This window comes from Nocardioides sp. T5 (assembly GCF_048161455.1).
In the GTDB taxonomy this organism is placed as follows: Bacteria; Actinomycetota; Actinomycetes; order Propionibacteriales; family Nocardioidaceae; genus Nocardioides.
This window is the reverse complement of record NZ_CP182415.1, coordinates 1,065,273-1,081,354: the sequence shown is the minus strand read 5'-3', so window position 1 is coordinate 1,081,354 and position 16,082 is coordinate 1,065,273. Positions and strand designations below refer to the sequence as shown.

Genomic DNA, 16,082 nt, shown 5'->3' with positions numbered 1-16,082 from the left:
TCGATTGTTACTGGCCGGTCATCGTCAGACTTGGGGAGAGCGGTGCAGCGGGTCAGCCGATCCGGTCGAGGACGATCTCGCGGCGTGCGTCCGCGGCGGCGTCGCCCTCGGCGGACGACACCGACCAGCCGCCCTCGAGGGAGGCAAGCGCCCGCTCGAAGCGCTCCGGCTCGTCGGTGAGCAGCGTGAACAGCGGCGCCCCCTCGGTGACCTGGTCGCCGGGGCGGGCGTGCCACACGACGCCGGCACCGGCCTGCACCGGGTCCTCCTTGCGCGCCCGACCGGCTCCGAGTCGCCACGCGGCCATGCCGACCGCCATCGCGTCGAGGCGGGTGAGGGTGCCGCTCGTCGGCGCGGTGACGACGTGCGACTCCTTCGCCTGCGGGAGCGCCGCGTCGGGGTCGCCGCCCTGCGCGCGGATCATCCGCTTCCACGCGTCCATGGCCGAGCCGTCGGCCAGCCTGTCGGCCGGGTCGACGTCGTCGCGACCGGCTCCGGCGAGCATCTCGCGGGCCAGGGCGAGCGTCAGCTCGACGACGTCGGCGGGGCCACCGCCGGCCAGCACGTCGACGGACTCCTGCACCTCGACCGCGTTGCCCGCCGTGAGACCGAGCGGGGTGGCCATGTCGGTGAGGAGCGCGACGGTGTGCACGCCCGCGTCGGTGCCGAGAGCCACCATCGTCTCGGCGAGCTCACGCGCGGTGCCGAGGTCCTTCATGAAGGCGCCGCTGCCGACCTTGACGTCGAGCACCAGGGCACCGGTCCCCTCGGCGATCTTCTTGCTCATGATCGAGCTCGCGATGAGCGGGATCGCCTCGACGGTGCCGGTGACGTCGCGCAGGGCGTACAGCTTCTTGTCCGCCGGCGCGAGGCCGTCGCCGGCCGCACAGATGACCGCGCCGACGTCCTCGAGGATCGCGAACATCTCCTCGTTGCTCAGCGCGGCGCGCCACCCCGGGATCGACTCCAGCTTGTCGAGCGTGCCGCCGGTGTGGCCCAGACCGCGGCCGGAGAGCTGCGGGACGGCCACGCCGCAGGCGGCGACGAGCGGGGCGAGGGGCAGGGTGATCTTGTCGCCGACCCCGCCGGTGGAGTGCTTGTCGGCGGTCGGGCGCGACAGGCCCGAGAAGTCCATCCGCTCCCCCGAGGCGATCATCGCGCCGGTCCAGCGCGAGATCTCGCGGCGGTTCATGCCGTTGAGCAGGATCGCCATCGCGAGCGACGACATCTGCTCGTCCGCGACGTCCCCCCGCGTGTAGGCGTCGATCACCCAGTCGATCTGGCTGTCGGTGAGCTCGTGCTTGTCGCGCTTGGCGAGGATGACCTCGACGGCGTCGTGGGCGGCCACTACTCGGTTCCTTCCGCTGCTGCGTCGGCCACGTGGGCCAGGTCGTCGGGTCCGAAGGCGTCGGGCAGCACCTCGGACATGGGCTTGACGCCCGAGACGGTCCAGACCAGCAGGTCCCGACCGCCGTGCTCGAAGAGCAGCTGGCGGCACCGGCCGCACGGCATGATGATCTCGCCCTCGCCGTTGACGCACACGAAGTGCGTGAGCCGGCCGCCACCCGTGGCGTGCAGCTGCGAGACCACTCCGCACTCGGCGCACAGCACGACGCCGTACGCCGCGTTCTCGACGTTGCAGCCGACCACGAAACGACCGTCATCGGCCCGTGCTGCCGCGCCCACCGGGTAGTGCGAGTAGGGCGCGTAGGCCCGACGCATCACGTCGACGGCCTGCTCCCGGAGGCGGTCCCAGTCGCCCTGACCCCAGTCGTGCGCCACCGTGTCGTCCGCCCTGTCTTCCGCCCAGTCCTCCACGCGGACACTATGGCGCATACGGGAGAGCCACCGTCTTTGGCAGGTCTGGCCGAAAGATCTTCGGCGGGTTTTAGGTCTCAAACGCATTTCGAAGTCGCGAACCGCGTGACGGGGTGCCCGGTGGCAGGCATCATGCTCCCGGAAAGCGACCCCACTCCGGGGGCACGAACTTGGAGGCATTGTGAAGAAGTCGAGAAAGGTCGTCTCGAGCGGCCTCGTGGCCCTGCTGGCGGCCGCGACCCTGGCGGCGTGCGGCGACGCGCCCGAGGAGGAGACCAACACCGGGAGTGGGGACGACAGCAGCGCGGCTGCCAGCGACTTCCTGCCGTGCATCGTGTCCGACGCCGGTGGTTTCGACGACAAGTCGTTCAACCAGCTCGGCTACGAGGGCGCCAAGCAGGCCGCCGACGAGCTCGGCGTGGAGCTGAAGGACGTGGAGTCCAACAGCGAGAACGACTACGGCCCGAACCTGGAGGCCCTCGTCAGCCAGGGCTGCGACGCCATCGTCACCGTCGGCTTCGCGCTCGCCGCGGCCACCAAGGAGTCGGCCGCTGCCAACCCCGACATCGAGTACGTCCTGATCGACGACTCCGCGGACGGTGGCGAGGACGGCCAGACCTTCGACGGCGAGGCCGACCAGCCCAACATCAAGCCGCTGCTCTACGACACCGCGCAGGCCGCGTTCCTCGCCGGCTACGCCGCTGCTGACACCACGAAGACCGGCAAGGTCGGCACCTATGGTGGTCAGCCCTTCCCGACCGTCACCATCTTCATGGACGGCTTCAAGCAGGGCGTGGAGTACTACAACGAGGAGAAGGGCAAGAAGGTCGAGGTCGTCGGCTGGGACGGCGAGAACGGTTCCTTCACCGGTGGCTTCGAGGCCAACGAGGCGGCCACCAGCACCGCCAAGCGCATCCTCGACCAGGACGTCGACGTGATCCTTCCGGTCGGCGGCCCGATCTACCAGGGCGCGCTGACCGCGATCGAGGACTCGGGCAAGGACGTCGCGATGGTCGGCGTGGACGCCGACCTCTTCGAGACCGACCCCAACACGCAGGAGGTCGTCATGACCTCCATCCTGAAGAACATGAAGGTGTCCACCTACGAGGCGATCATGGCCGCCGGTGAGGACAACTTCGACTTCACGCCCTACGTCGGCACGCTGGAGAACGACGGCGTCGGCGTCGCCCCCTTCCACAACTGGGAGAGCAAGGTGTCCGACTCGCTCCAGGGCGAGCTCGACGAGGTCAAGGCCGGCATCATCGACGGCTCCATCGAGGTCACCTCGTACCTCAACCAGTAAGCAGCTCCACCAGACGGGGGGAGGTCGACGCGAGTCGGCCTCCCCTCGCTCTTGCCCGACCCTCCCCCGCCCCTGGCACCTGCATAGGATGCGATCTCATGAAGCTCGAGCTCCGTGGCATCACCAAGCGCTTCGGCAGCTTGGTGGCCAACGACAGGATCTCCCTGACCGTCGAACCCGGCGAGATCCACGCACTCCTCGGTGAGAACGGCGCTGGCAAGTCGACCCTGATGAACGTCCTCTACGGCCTCTACCGCGCCGATGAGGGCGAGATCCTGCTCGACGACGAGGTGCAGCACTTCACCGGACCCGGCGACGCGATGGCGGCCGGCATCGGTATGGTCCACCAGCACTTCATGCTCATCCCCGTCTTCAGCGTCGCCGAGAACGTCATGCTCGGCAACGAGTCCACCGGCTTCGCCGGCACCCTCGACCTCGACGCCTCCCGCGCCCGCGTGACCGAGATCTCCGAGCGCTTCGGCTTCCACGTCGACCCTGACGCGCTCGTCGAGGACCTGCCCGTCGGCGTCCAGCAGCGGGTGGAGATCATCAAGGCCCTGTCCCGCGACGCTGAGCTGCTCGTCTTCGACGAGCCCACCGCGGTGCTGACCCCCCAGGAGACCGACGAGCTGATGGAGATCATGCGCCAGCTCCGCGAGGCCGGGAAGGCCATCGTCTTCATCACCCACAAGCTGCGTGAGGTCCGTGCCGTCGCGGACAAGATCACCGTGATCCGCCTCGGCAAGGTCGTCGGCGAGGCCGAGCCCACGGCGTCCAACGCCGAGCTCGCCGCCATGATGGTCGGCCGGCCCGTCGAGCTGGTGGTCCACAAGGACCCGCCGAAGCTCGGCGAGGAGGTGTTCGCCGTGAAGGACCTGCGCGTCGTCAACGCCACGGGCCACGTCCAGGTCGACGGCATCACCTTCTCCATCCGGGCCGGTGAGGTCCTCGCCGTCGCCGGCGTGCAGGGCAACGGACAGACCGAGCTCACCGAGGCAATCCTCGGCTTGCAGGAGCATGTGACCGGCTCCGTGCGCCTCGACGGCAAGGAGCTGCTTGGCAGGTCCGTGCGCCAGGTGCTCGACGCCGGCGTCGGCTTCATCCCCGAGGACCGCCAGGAGGACGGCCTCGTCGGCAACATGACCATCGCCGAGAACCTCATGCTCAACCGCAGCTTCGCCCCGCCGTTCGTGCGCCGGGGGTCGCTGCAGATCGACAAGCTGCGCGCCTTCGCCAAGGAGAAGCTGCAGCAGTACGACGTCCGCGCGCGCGACATCGACACCGCATGTGGCAACCTCTCCGGCGGCAACCAGCAGAAGGTCGTCGTGGCCCGTGAGCTCTCGCGCGACCTGCGCCTGCTCGTCGCCGCGCAGCCCACCCGCGGCGTGGACGTGGGCTCCATCGAGTTCATCCACAAGCAGGTGGTCGCGACGCGCGACAGCGGCGTACCCGTCCTGGTGGTCTCGACCGAGCTCGACGAGGTGGTCGCGCTCGCCGACCGGATCATGGTCCTCTACCGCGGTCGGGTCGTGGGCATCGTCCCCGGCGACACCCCGCGCGAGCAGCTGGGCCTGATGATGACCGGCGAGCGGCCGAAGGACCTCGAGGGAGACGTGGCGTGAACGACGCAGTGACCAACGACCAGGCCCCGGCCCCCTCGGAGAAGGACGCCGGCAAGCCCGACGCGCCGGAGCCCGGCAAGGGCCATTCGGTGATGCGGCAGATCGTCGCCGGGGACGTCTTCGCCGGCGTGCTTGCCGTGGTGCTGGCTGTGCTGGTCGGCTCGATCATGGTCGCCGCGACCGACGACGCGGTGCGCGAGTCCGCTGGCTACCTCTTCGCCCGGCCGGGCGACTTCCTCTCCGCCGTGTGGGACGCCGTGTGGGGCGCCTACACCGCGCTCTTCCGCGGCGCCGTCTACAACAACCTCGTCAGCGACTTCTCCACCCAGATCCGGCCGCTGACCGAGACCCTGAAGTTCGCCGCCCCCCTCATCGTCGCCGGGCTCGGCGTGGGCCTGGGCTTCCGCGCCGGCCTGTTCAACATCGGTGGTCGCGGGCAGATGCTGCTCGCCGGCGGAGCGGCCGGCTACGTCGGCTTCAACTTCGACCTGCCGACCTTCATCCACCTCCCGCTGGCGATCCTCGTCGGCATGGTGGTCGGCGCCCTCTGGGCGGGCATCGCCGGCGTCCTCAAGGCCCGCACCGGTGCCCACGAGGTGATCGTCACGATCATGCTCAACTACGTCGCCTACTACCTGCTCTTCTACGCCCTCTCCAAGGAGGGGCTCCTGCAGGCGCCCGGCTCGGCCAACCCCAAGTCGCTGCCGATGAAGGAGTCGGCGGTCCTGCCCGACATCCTCGGGGACCGCTTCAACCTGCACCTCGGCTTCGTGCTCGCCCTGGTCGCGGTGGCCTACGTCTGGTGGCTGCTCAACCGCTCGGCCCTCGGCTACCGCATCCGTGCCGTCGGTGAGAACCCCAACGCCGCCCGCTCGGCCGGCATCGACGTCGGTCGGACGTGGGTCATCGTGATGCTCCTCGCCGGGGCACTCGTCGGCCTCGCCGGTGTCAACCAGGTGCTCGGCACCGTACCGGACGGCGTCACCCTCGACCTCGACGCCAGCATCGGCTTCGACGCCATCACGGTGGCCCTGCTCGGTCGGTCGCGGCCGCTGGGCATCCTCGCCGCCGGTCTGCTGTTCGGTGCCTTCAAGGCGGGCGGCTTCTCGATGCAGGCGGCCGAGGGCATCCCCGTCGACATCGTGCTGGTCGTCCAGTCCCTGATCGTCCTCTTCATCGCCGCACCCCCGCTGGTGCGGGCGATCTTCCGGCTGCCGGCCAAGGAGGCCAAGTGAGCACCCTGACCGACCCGACCTCGACCGGCGCGTCGCCCGGTCCGGCGGCACCGACCGGCGAGGTCGTCACCCTCGTCTCCCGCAAGACGCCCGTGGTGCTCGGCGTCCTGACCGTCGGCCTCGCGCTGATACTCCTGTTCCAACCGGAGTCCGGCGAGACCACGCTCCGCCTCGCTCGCGAGACCGATTTCTTCCAGCTGCCCGACCTGACGCTGCCGACCATGCCGACCGCCTGGGCTCTGACCATCGTGTGCGCCCTGCTCACGGGCGAGTCCGTGCGCCGCTACCTCGCGAAGAAGCGCACCCCGATGTGGCTGGTCGCGATCTACGCCATCGCCTGGATGACCGGGTTCCTGGTCTGGGCCGCCGTCGGCGAGACCCTGCCGGTGGTCGGCCTCCTGGCAGGCTCGCTGGCCCTCGCCGTCCCCCTCGTCTTCGGCGCCCTCGGCGGCGTGCTCGGCGAGCGGGCCGGCGTGGTCAACATCGCGATCGACGGCCAGCTGCTCTTCGGCGCCTTCGCCGCCGCGGTGGTCAGCTCGATGACCGGGTCGCCCTGGCCCGGGCTGCTCGCCGCCTCGATCGCCGGCGCGCTCGTCGCCCTGATCCTCGGCCTCTTCGCGATCAGCTACTTCGTCGACCAGATCATCGTCGGCGTGGTGCTCAACGTGCTCGTCATCGGCATCACGAGCTTCCTGTTCAGCCAGGTGCTGGCCCCCAACGCCGCCGACCTCAACACGTCCGCCCGCTTCAAGGTGGTGCCGATCCCGGTGCTGGGAGACATCCCCCTGATCGGCCCGATCCTCTTCCGCCAGACCCCGGTGGTCTACGTGCTCTACATCGCGGTCGCGGTGGTCACCTTCGCCCTCTACCGCACCCGCTGGGGCCTGCGCGTCCGAGCGGTCGGCGAGCACCCGATGGCCGCCGACACCGTCGGCATCAAGGTCAACCGCACTCGCTACCGCACGATCCTCATCGCGGGAGCGGTCGCCGGCCTCGGCGGGGCCTTCTACACCCTGGTCTCGGTGCCGCAGTTCAACCGCGAGATGACCGGTGGCGCCGGCTACATCGCTCTCGCGGCGGTCATCTTCGGCAAGTGGGACCCGATCCGGGCGACCCTGGCCGCGCTGTTGTTCGGCTTCGCCTCCAACCTGCAGGGCGTCCTCTCGGTCATCGGGTCGCCCGTTCCGAGCCAGTTCATGCTCATGCTGCCCTACGTCGTGACGATCTTCGCCGTGGCCGGCCTGGTGGGCCGCTCCCGGCCGCCGGCCGCGGACGGCGTGCCCTACCGACCGCAGTAGGTGTGACGCGAGATTCCAGCTCCAGGAGGGCCCGGCGCCGTGCGCCGGGCCCTCCTGCGTCCTGTGGGACAACGGCCCCTCCCCTGCGCGGTCGCGAGTAGGATTTCGTCGTGAACGACGTGTGCGTGATCGCCTACTTCGCGGGCGACCCGACGAGGACCTACCAGCTGGCCCAGTGGCTCGAGGTCCTCGAGGTGCTCGACCGGGTCCACCCGGTCGGCCTCGTCCTGCGCGACCCCGACTCGGCCCGGCTGATCGGGTCGCGCACCGACCTGACCGTCCTCACCGCACCGACGTTCCCCGAGCTGACCGAGCTCTATGCCGAGCTCGACGCGAAGGTCGTCCTCTACTGCAACAACTCGGTGCTCAACTTCGAGTCGCTGCTCGACAGCCGGATGCTCCACGTTCACGTGAACCACGGCGAGAGCGACAAGCAGTCCATGGCCAGCAACAACGCCAAGGCCTACGACCGCGTGTTCGTCGCCGGCGACGCCGCGGTCCAGCGCTACCTGACCGGGCTGCTCGACTTCGACGCCTCCCGGCTGGTCCGCGTCGGCCGACCGCAGCTCGACCTCCCCCGCACGCCGCTGCTGGCGCCCAGCACGCGACGCACCGTGATGTACGCCCCCACCTGGGAGGGCGACGCCGACTACAACGACTACACGTCGGTCGACTCGCTCGGCGAGTCGATCGTCCGCGCGATCCTCGAGGTGCCCGAGGTCCGCCTGGTCTACAAGCCGCACCCGAAGGTCACGACGAGCCTCACCCCCGCGATCGCCGACGCGCACCTGGCGATCATGCGACTCATCGACGAGGCCGGGCGGCTCGACCCGACCGCCGGGCACACCCAGGTGCTCACCGGTGACATCCTCGCCGTGATGCCCGGCTGCGACGCGATGGTCACCGACGTGTCCTCGGTGGGTCTGGACTGGCTCTACCTGCACACCGACAAGCCGATCCTGCTCACCGATCCCCACGGCGACCTCGAGGCGCTGCACCACCAGGCACCCGTCAGCCGCTGCGCCGACGTCGTCGGCCCCGACGACGTGCCCGAGCTCGCCGCGCTGCTCGGCGACCGGCTCGAGCACGACGAGCACCACCTCGCCCGCGTCGCCATGCGGCACCACTACTTCGACGACCTCGCCGTCGGCGAGAGCACCGGCCGCTTCCTCGCCGAGGTGAGCCGCCTCGTCGCGCTCCGCGACGAGCTGCTGACCGGCGGCACGCAGGCCGCGATCACGGCCTGAGACGAGCCGTGATCGCCGCGCAACGCACTGTGGCCGGCGATCAGTGCGGAAGGAGCTCGTCGGCGGCGGCACGCAGGGCGGCGGCACACTGTCGGTGGACGACCACGGTGACGGGAACGGGCTCCCAGTAGTGCACGCGTGCCGCCTCCCGGCTGGCGGCGTCGTCCTCGTGCCGGGCCAGACGCAGCAGCTCCTGACGCAGCGCCTCGTGGAGGACGTCGGCCTGGGTGGCGGACTGGGTGGACATGGTCGGCTCCGTCCGGTCAGCCGTACGAGTGCGAGAGGTGGACGAGCTCCAGGAGACGGGAGCGCCGGTGGGTGGACGCCGTCGCGGCGCCGGTGGTGTCGGGGAGGTCGGTCCGCCTGATCTCACGGACGAGGCGCCGGTGCTCTGCCTCGCGGAGGCGGTCGGTGATGACGGCTCGGCAGATGGCTTGGGCTTCGGAATCGTGGGAAAACATCTCGGGCTCCTTCGCTGGGATCTGTGTGATGAACCCGATCCTGAGCCGCTACGAAGGAAAGTTCTGTTCGCCCGGAGACACTCCGTCAGTCCTCGAGACTGCGTCGACGCAGCTCCGCCGGGTCCAGGACCTCGATCCGGGAGCGACTCAGCCGGACCACGTCGCGGTCCGCGAGCCGCTGCAGGACCTGGTTGACGGGCGGCCGCGTGGCACCCACCAGGTCGGCGAGCTGGGCCTGGCTGAGCGGGATCACGACGGCCCCGTCAACCCCACCGTAGGCATCGGCGAGGTCCACGAGACGGCGGCAGACCCGGCGGTCCAGGCTCTCGTACATGGTCTCGAGGAGCCGCCGGCTGAGGAGGTCGATCCGGTCGGCCAGGAGCATGGACACGACCCTCTCGATGCCCGGGTTGTGCGTGCAGAGCCGGTCGAAGGCCGTACCCGCCACCGCGAGTGTCCGGCTCGGCTCCAACGCCGTCACCGTCGCCGTACGACGTCGGTCGGCGCGCAGCAGCGCGAGCTCGCCGAAGTAGTCCCCCGGTGAGAGGACGGTGAAGGTCGCCGTGGCGCCCGAGGCCAAGGTGCCGCCCACGGCCAGGTGGCCGCGCTCGACCAGGTGGAGCGAGTCCGCCGGGTCGCCCTGGTGGCACAGGACCTCGTCACGCGCGAACGTGCGGCGGTGGGCAAGGGCGAGGAACGCCTCCCGGTCCTCGGCCCGCAGGGGTTCGAGCAACCGCCACACGGCGTCAGTCCTCTCCTGCCGCGCCCGTGTGGACGGAGGGCACGACCCGGGCAAGGGCGTCGAGGAGTGCGCCGCGTCCCACCGGCTTCACGAGGTAGGCCGCGGCCCCCAGCGCGGCGCCGCGTTGCTGCTCGTCCACGATCGACACCACGATCACGGGGATGTCGCAGGTCTCGGGGTCCTGCTTGAGGGTGGTCAGCACCGACCAGCCGTCCATGCCCGGCAGCCTGATGTCGAGCAGCACCGCGCTCGGCCGGATCTGGCGCACGGCCTCGAGACCGGCCGGCCCGTCGCGCGCGGTGGTGACCCGCACCGAGGCGCCGTCGAGGAAGGCCGTGAAGAGGTCGAGCGAGGGCCGGTCGTCCTCGATCACCACGACGTCGTACGTCCCAGGGGTGGAGGTCGGACCGGCCCCGTCGCTGGTGCGCGACGGGAGCGTGAAGCCGAAGGTGCTGCCGACGCCCACCTCGCTCTCCACCCACATCCGGCCGCCGAGCAGCTCGACGAGGCGGCGCGACAGCGTCAGCCCGAGTCCCGTGCCCTCCTCGCGTGACGCACCCCGCCCGCCCTGCTGGAAGGACTCGAAGATGCGCTCACGGTCCGCCTCCGGGACGCCGACGCCGGTGTCGGTCACCGTGACCTCGATGTCGACCGGCGTACGACGTGCGCGCACCACCACCGAGCCGCCGTCGCCGGTGAACTTGACGGCGTTCGTCACGAGATTGAGCACGACCTGCTTGAGCCGCAGCTGGTCGGAGTACGCCTGGACCAGGCCCGGCTCGACGTCGACACTGAGGTCGATGCCGTGCGCGGTCGCCCGCGCGCGGAGCATGGCCACCGCCTCCTGGAGGAGCACGCGCAGGTCGAACTCGGAGTAGTCGATCTCCATCCGCCCGGCTTCGACCTTCGAGAGGTCGAGGATCTCGTTCAGCAGCTCGAGCAGGTGCTTCCCGGAGCCGTGGATGTCTCGCAGGTACTCCTCCTGCCGTTCGTTGATGTCGCCGAACATGCGCTCGAGCAACACCTCCGAGAAGCCGAGCACCGCGTTCAGCGGGGTGCGCAGCTCGTGCGACATGCTCGCCAGGAACTCCGACTTGTGCCGGCTGGCCAGCTCCAGGGCCAGGCTCTGGTCCTTCAGCTCCCGGAAGAGCTGGGCGTTCAGCAACGCCAGCGCCGACTGGCTGGCGAAGGTCTCCAGGAGGTCGACGACCTCCGGGGAGAAGTCCCCGGTGCGCTTGCGCCGCACGATCAGCGAACCGACGATCGTGTCCTCGCGAAGCAGCGGGACGGCGACGAGCGAGGACCATCCGGCGCTGCGCAGGATCTCCAGGTGCGGGTCGGGCTCGACGCCAGCGAGGTCGGGGACGACGATCGGGCGCCGCTCCAGCGCCGCTCTGCCGACGACCGTCGTGTCGAGGTCGATCCGCACGTCTCGCAGCTGCTCGACGACCTCGGGAGCCGTGCGGTAGACGCTGCGCACGACGAACCGGCGGTCGCGCTCGGCGTACTCCATGATCGAACCGCCGTCGGTGCCGGACAGGGCGACCGCGTGCTCGGCGATCGTGTCGAGGACGTCCTGGAGGTCGAGGGTGGAGCTGACCGCCTCGCCGACCGCGCGGAGCGCCTCCAGCTCGTCGACCTTGCGGGCCAGCTCCGCTCCCCGCGTCTCGAGCTGCTGGACCAGCCCGACGCCGTTGACGGCAATGGCCGCCTGGACGGCGAACGCGCTGACGATGCCGATCTCACGGTCGTCGAACGGCCTGACCTCGTTGCGCCAGACGTTGAGAGCGCCGACGACCGCGTCGTCGACGATCAGGGGAGCAGCGACCACGGTGCGGAAGCCCGCCGATCGCTGCAGGTCGTGGCGTCCGAAGTCCGGGTCGGCCAGCACGTCGGGGATCTGGAGCGTCCTCCGCTCCAGGCCGACGCGTCCGATGAGCGCCTGCCGGTCCAGCGTGATCGGGTGCTCGGTCAGCACCTGTCGGGACGCCTCGGACAGCCCGACCGTCGCTGTGAGGCGGAACGTGTCGCCCTCCAACAGGTAGAGGTGCGCGGCCTCCGACCGGCACAGCCGGCGCGCGTTCTCGACGATGGCGGTGAGCACCGCGTCCGGATCTGCGGTCGACCGGCCCATGGCCTCGAGCACCTCGGACGTGGCGCCGAACTGGTCAGCCAGGGCGTCGTAGTCCCGGCGGAGCCGCTCGTGCTCCGCGGCGCTGACGGCTCCCCGGTCCGGGAACGGTGCAGGTTCGACCACGGCGGCCCTCCCTGCGGTCGGGCACCCCTCGACCGCACCGACCAGTCTCCTCCCGCGTGACGAGGCTCGGCAACCACCGGGATCGCGGGCTCGGCGTCGGCGGCTCGGGCGCCAGAACAGGCCACGCGCTGCGGCAAGGACTCAGCGACGGCGGCGGGAGAGCCTCGAGGTCACCAGGTGTGCCGTGTACCCGAGCCCGGCAGCGATGAAGCCGACGGCGAAGTTCCGCTCGTCGCTGTAGTTCGCCGCCGAAGCGACCAGGACGCCGCCAGCGATCAGCGAGGCGGGCGCGGCCGCCCAGCGCGCCAAGCGGCCCGCCCGGACATCGGGGGGCAGCGACCGCCACGTTTCAGCGACGCCGCCCGTTCGTCCACCATTCGTCGACGGAAGGTCCTCGACGAGGGCCGCCAAGTCGTCGGCGGTGACGGCCGACAATGCGAGTTGCTGCCGTCGGTCGAGCTCTTCCAGTGAGAGGCGGCCGTGGACGTGATGCTCGTTCAAGACACTCAAGCACCGGTCGCGTTCTGCGTCGCCGATCCGAATCGCGACTTCCCCCGCGGACCCAACAGTCTCCATCCGCCAAGACTCGCACGAGGTGCCGTTTCCGTACGGGACCTGGGACATGTCAGCACGCGGGCAGCGCAGATCCATGTCTGAGTGCGCCGCAAGGCGGCGGAACGGGTCACCTTTCCGACTGCGCGATCAGCAGCAGATCTGGGGCCCGCGGGACTGCCATGCAGCTTTTTCCCCGCCGTGTTGGTGCCATGATCCGGCTGGCCTCGCAACAGGCGACCTTAGTGCCGACTCCGGCCTGCGATCCTGCCGAGCAGCGCAGTGAAGAGCGCGACAGTCGCAGCAGCCACGAACGCGGTGGGGAAACCCGAGCCGGAGTCCCGCAGAGCGATGGCCGTGAACGCGGCGGTGCCGAGTGCGGCGCCGACCTGGGTTGCGCTGCTGGCCAACCCGGAGGCCAGGCCGGCATGAGTGTCAGGGACGGCCGAGGCGATGACCATGGTGGTGGGAGTGAAGCTGAGCGCGACCCCGGTGGCGACCAGGAGGAGTCCCGGGAGCACGCCCACCAGGTAGCCGTCTCCCACGGGCGCGCAGGCAAGCCACAGATGTCCGCCCGCCAGGACCAGGAGGCCGGAGACGAGGCTGCGGCGGGCACCGAACCTGCGCAGGACGCGAGGCAGGAGGACGAGCGAGACGACGAAACCGGTCAGGGACGTTGGCACCATCGCCAGTCCACCGGCTTCAGGAGACATGGCGAGCGCCTGCTGGAGGTAGAGCGCGACGAGCACGAATGTGGAGGCTCGGGCAGCTCCGCCCAGGACTGCAAGGGCGACGCCGATCCTCAGCATCGGGGAGCTGAACAGGTCGAGGGGCACCAAAGGTTCGGGTGCGCGGCGCTCGGCATGGATGAACACGGCCGCGAGCGCGACGGGGACCAGCACTCCGACGATGACGAAGTCCGTCCAGTTGCCCGATGCGAGGCTGAGCGCCCCGTCGACAAGCGCGACGACTGCTGCGGTGATGCTCACGGCTCCGCGCAGGTCGAAGTGGTGTCTCGCGCGCGGCTTGCTGTCGTCGAGGACACGCCCAGCCACGACGACGGCGAGCAAGGACACCGGGACGGTGACCAGGAAGACCGAGGGCCAGCCGAACGTGCCCGCCAGGAGTCCGCCAGCGGCGACACCAGTGGCGCCACCCAGCGCCGACGCGGCGCCCCACAGACCCATCGCCCGTGCCCGGTGCTCCCCCGGAAAGGTGACGAGGAGCAGCGCCATCGAGGCCGGGCTCAGACACGCTGCCCCGGCACCCTGCACGATCCTGCCGGCGATGAGCATCCACTCGCCGGCGGCCGTCGCTGCGGCGAGTGTGCCCACGGTGAACAGGACCGAACCGATGGTGAACATGCGGCGCCTGCCGACCTGGTCGGCGACGCGCCCGCAGAGCAGGAGAAGCCCGCCGAAGGTGAGCACGTAGGCGTTCACCACCCAGCTCACGCTGCTCCCACTCAGCGAGAGCGATGCCTGGATCGAGGGCAGCGCCACGTTGACGATCGACGTGTCGAGCATGACCACGAACTGGGCGGAGACCAGCAACGCCAGGGCGAGCCCCCGGCGGGACCGGCTGGGCCCGCCCGGCCGAGTGCTCGAAATGGCGCTTGCGATGGCGGCGGGAGGGGCGGCGGGAGGGATGGCGGGAGGGATGGCGGGAGGGATGGCGGGAGGGGTCGTACTGGTGGTCATGGCTGTCACCTCGGTCGTGGGTCGTCTTCGTCCACGGTCGCGGCGAGGTGCCTTGCGTCGCACCGGGGAGATCGCCGGGATTGCGCGACCGGGCGTTCCGCGGTCCACGACGACTGACCCTCCTCACTGGGCTGTCAGCTCGCGTGAGGCCCCGACTACCGGAGTCGATGCCTTCGCACGAACCGGCAGGCAACCCGGCAGAAGTCCCGGCGCGAGCCAACCGCCTCCGGACGGACGCTCGGGTCACCCGGCATCACGGAGCCGGCATCACCTTTCCGAGGAGAACGCCATGAGCCACTCGCACCACTCCACGACGGCCTCGCCGCCCGACGAGCACGCAAAGCACCACGGGCACCACAGCCACCCACACCACGACGCCCCGGACCACGACGTACCAGCCGTGCGGCGTCCCTGGACGGTGCTCGCGCTCATGCTGGCCGCCCAGGTCATGGTCGTGCTCGACGTCAGCGTCGTGAACGTCGCCCTCCCCAGCATCGCGACCGATTTGCGCCTGTCCTCGACCAACTACCAGTGGCTGATCAGCGCCTACGTGCTTCTCAGCGGCGGGTTCCTCCTGCTCGGCGGACGCGTCGCCGACCTCTTCGACCGACGCCGGGTGTTCCTCAGCGGCCTCACCCTGTTCACCGCGGGCTCCCTCACCGCGGGCTTCGCCGACACCGCACTGACCCTCATCGCAGCCCGCGGTGCCCAGGGTGCCGGCGCAGCCCTGCTCACCCCGGCCGCCATGTCCATCGTGATGGCCACCTACTCCGGTCGCCAGCGGGCCACCGCCCTCGCCATGTGGGGCACCGTCGCCAGCATGGGCATCGCCGCCGGCGTGCTGTTCGGCGGCATCCTGACGACCGCCTTCGACTGGCGCGCCGTGTTCTTCATCAACGTCCCCATCGGTGTCGCGGTCGCCGCCGGCGTCCTGGCCAAGGTCCGCTTCGCGCCCACCCGCGCCGCGGGCCGCCGCCAGCTCGATCTGTCCGGGGCAGCGCTCCTGGTGACGGGCCTGCTCACCCTCGTGTACGCCGTGGAGTCCACCACCAGCCACGGCTGGACGGCACCCCACACGCTCGTCGCGACTGGCCTGGCCACGATGCTGCTGACCGGGTTCATCCTCAACGAGCGCAAGGTCGACAGCCCCATCGTCCCGCCCAGCACGTGGCGCATCCGGTCCCTGGTCTCGGCATCCACCGTGATGGCGGGCGTCACCGGAGCCGTCGTCGGTGCCATCTTCCTCAGCTCGCTGTACCTGCAGCAGGTGCTGGGCTCATCCGCTCTCGTCACCGGCCTGCAGTTCCTGCCGCTGGCTGCCTTCATCACCCTCAGCGCCGCCGTCGCATCGAAGGCTCTGCCGCACCTGGGCGCGAAGAAGCTCATCACGGTTGGGCTGCTGATCGCCACCGCCGGCGCGCTGGTGCTGTCGTTCGTCGACTCTGACCCCTCCTACCTGAGCGACGTGCTGCCTGGCTTCGCGCTGCTCGGCCTCGGCGTCGGTCCGATGTTCGTCGCCATCTCCGTTGCGGCGATGAGCGACGTCGCGTCCGAGCAGTCCGGTCTTGCATCGGGCCTGCTGATGACGGGCCACGAGATCGGTGCTGCCCTCGGCGTGGCCGCCCTGACGGCGGTCGCCGGCGACCTCACCACCCGCGCGGGCATCACTGCCGGCAGCCAGGACGCGTTCCTCGCCGTGGCCGTCGGGCTCCTCGCCCTGCTCGTGCCGACGTTCCTGCTGCCCGCTCACGACCCGACCCAGGCCCCGAGCGGTCACGGGCACGGCCACGGGCACTGACCCCGAGCCCTCGCCGGTCCATGGACCCGGCGGTTTCCCCGGCGCGACC

14 protein-coding genes are annotated in these 16,082 nt (G+C 70.4%); 6 read left to right on the top strand and 8 right to left on the bottom strand.

All coding sequences use genetic code 11. From position 1 onward, the window contains the following. Positions 1-52: 52 nt before the first annotated feature. On the bottom strand, positions 53-1,348 hold the full coding sequence (locus ACNKF0_RS05140) for a thymidine phosphorylase (protein WP_416956323.1): 1,296 nt from the start codon (positions 1,346-1,348) through the stop codon (positions 53-55). Continuing rightward, complete coding sequence (locus ACNKF0_RS05135) at positions 1,348-1,782, bottom strand: cytidine deaminase (RefSeq protein WP_416958427.1); 435 nt, start codon at positions 1,780-1,782, stop codon at positions 1,348-1,350. Before ACNKF0_RS05135 ends, ACNKF0_RS05140 begins: the two co-directional genes overlap by 1 nt. A 217-nt stretch (positions 1,783-1,999) precedes the next feature. Here ACNKF0_RS05135 and ACNKF0_RS05130 point away from each other — a divergent pair, with 217 nt between their 5' ends. The 5 genes from ACNKF0_RS05130 to ACNKF0_RS05110 all read left to right on the top strand — a co-directional run bounded on the left by ACNKF0_RS05130 (position 2,000) and on the right by ACNKF0_RS05110 (position 8,523). Continuing rightward, complete coding sequence (locus tag ACNKF0_RS05130) at positions 2,000-3,121, top strand: BMP family lipoprotein (protein WP_416956321.1); 1,122 nt, start codon at positions 2,000-2,002, stop codon at positions 3,119-3,121. A gap of 98 nt (positions 3,122-3,219) precedes the next feature. Next, on the top strand, positions 3,220-4,743 hold the full coding sequence (locus tag ACNKF0_RS05125) for an ABC transporter ATP-binding protein (RefSeq protein WP_416956319.1): 1,524 nt from the start codon (positions 3,220-3,222) through the stop codon (positions 4,741-4,743). Beyond that, positions 4,740-5,978, top strand: coding sequence for an ABC transporter permease (locus tag ACNKF0_RS05120; protein WP_416956317.1), 1,239 nt, complete (start codon positions 4,740-4,742; stop codon positions 5,976-5,978). Before ACNKF0_RS05125 ends, ACNKF0_RS05120 begins: the two co-directional genes overlap by 4 nt. Beyond that, positions 5,975-7,276, top strand: a complete 1,302-nt coding sequence (locus tag ACNKF0_RS05115; RefSeq protein ID WP_299922300.1) for an ABC transporter permease — start codon at positions 5,975-5,977, stop codon at positions 7,274-7,276. Before ACNKF0_RS05120 ends, ACNKF0_RS05115 begins: the two co-directional genes overlap by 4 nt. Before the next feature lie 110 nt (positions 7,277-7,386). After that, positions 7,387-8,523: a CDP-glycerol glycerophosphotransferase family protein gene (locus ACNKF0_RS05110; RefSeq protein ID WP_299922302.1), complete on the top strand. Its 1,137-nt coding sequence runs from the start codon at positions 7,387-7,389 to the stop codon at positions 8,521-8,523. A gap of 40 nt (positions 8,524-8,563) precedes the next feature. Here ACNKF0_RS05110 and ACNKF0_RS05105 read toward each other — a convergent pair whose 3' ends face one another. The 6 genes from ACNKF0_RS05105 to ACNKF0_RS05080 form a co-directional block, all read right to left on the bottom strand. Next, the gene (locus ACNKF0_RS05105; protein ID WP_299922304.1) at positions 8,564-8,770 is read right to left on the bottom strand and encodes a hypothetical protein; all 207 of its coding nucleotides are present in this window, start codon (positions 8,768-8,770) and stop codon (positions 8,564-8,566) included. A gap of 16 nt (positions 8,771-8,786) precedes the next feature. Beyond that, positions 8,787-8,984: a hypothetical protein gene (locus ACNKF0_RS05100; protein WP_299922306.1), complete on the bottom strand. Its 198-nt coding sequence runs from the start codon at positions 8,982-8,984 to the stop codon at positions 8,787-8,789. Positions 8,985-9,069: 85 nt separating this feature from the next. Then, on the bottom strand, positions 9,070-9,726 hold the full coding sequence (locus ACNKF0_RS05095) for a Crp/Fnr family transcriptional regulator (RefSeq protein WP_299922308.1): 657 nt from the start codon (positions 9,724-9,726) through the stop codon (positions 9,070-9,072). Between the two features lie 4 nt (positions 9,727-9,730). Continuing rightward, positions 9,731-11,983, bottom strand: a complete 2,253-nt coding sequence (locus ACNKF0_RS05090; RefSeq protein ID WP_299922310.1) for a GAF domain-containing protein — start codon at positions 11,981-11,983, stop codon at positions 9,731-9,733. Between the two features lie 141 nt (positions 11,984-12,124). Then, positions 12,125-12,559, bottom strand: a complete 435-nt coding sequence (locus tag ACNKF0_RS05085; RefSeq protein ID WP_416956313.1) for a DUF1707 SHOCT-like domain-containing protein — start codon at positions 12,557-12,559, stop codon at positions 12,125-12,127. Between the two features lie 218 nt (positions 12,560-12,777). Next, entirely contained in the window at positions 12,778-14,235 is a 1,458-nt protein-coding gene (locus ACNKF0_RS05080; RefSeq protein WP_299922314.1) for an MFS transporter, read from the bottom strand. 289 nt (positions 14,236-14,524) lie between these two features. Here ACNKF0_RS05080 and ACNKF0_RS05075 point away from each other — a divergent pair, with 289 nt between their 5' ends. Beyond that, positions 14,525-16,033 carry an MFS transporter gene (locus ACNKF0_RS05075; RefSeq protein WP_416956310.1) on the top strand — a complete coding sequence of 503 codons (1,509 nt, stop codon included), beginning with the start codon at positions 14,525-14,527 and terminating at the stop codon, positions 16,031-16,033. The last annotated feature ends 49 nt before the right edge of the window (positions 16,034-16,082 follow it).

Bases quoted from the DNA above. Each gene is read 5' to 3' on its own strand.
- ACNKF0_RS05125 (WP_416956319.1), top strand. From the start codon at position 3,220: ATGAAGCTCGAGCTCCGTGGCATCACCAAGCGCTTCGGCAGCTTGGTG.
- ACNKF0_RS05075 (WP_416956310.1), top strand. From the start codon at position 14,525: ATGAGCCACTCGCACCACTCCACGACGGCCTCGCCGCCCGACGAGCAC.
- ACNKF0_RS05105 (WP_299922304.1), bottom strand. From the start codon at position 8,770: ATGTCCACCCAGTCCGCCACCCAGGCCGACGTCCTCCACGAGGCGCTG.
- ACNKF0_RS05080 (WP_299922314.1), bottom strand. From the start codon at position 14,235: ATGACCACCAGTACGACCCCTCCCGCCATCCCTCCCGCCATCCCTCCC.
- ACNKF0_RS05085 (WP_416956313.1), bottom strand. From the start codon at position 12,559: ATGGAGACTGTTGGGTCCGCGGGGGAAGTCGCGATTCGGATCGGCGAC.
- ACNKF0_RS05100 (WP_299922306.1), bottom strand. From the start codon at position 8,984: ATGTTTTCCCACGATTCCGAAGCCCAAGCCATCTGCCGAGCCGTCATC.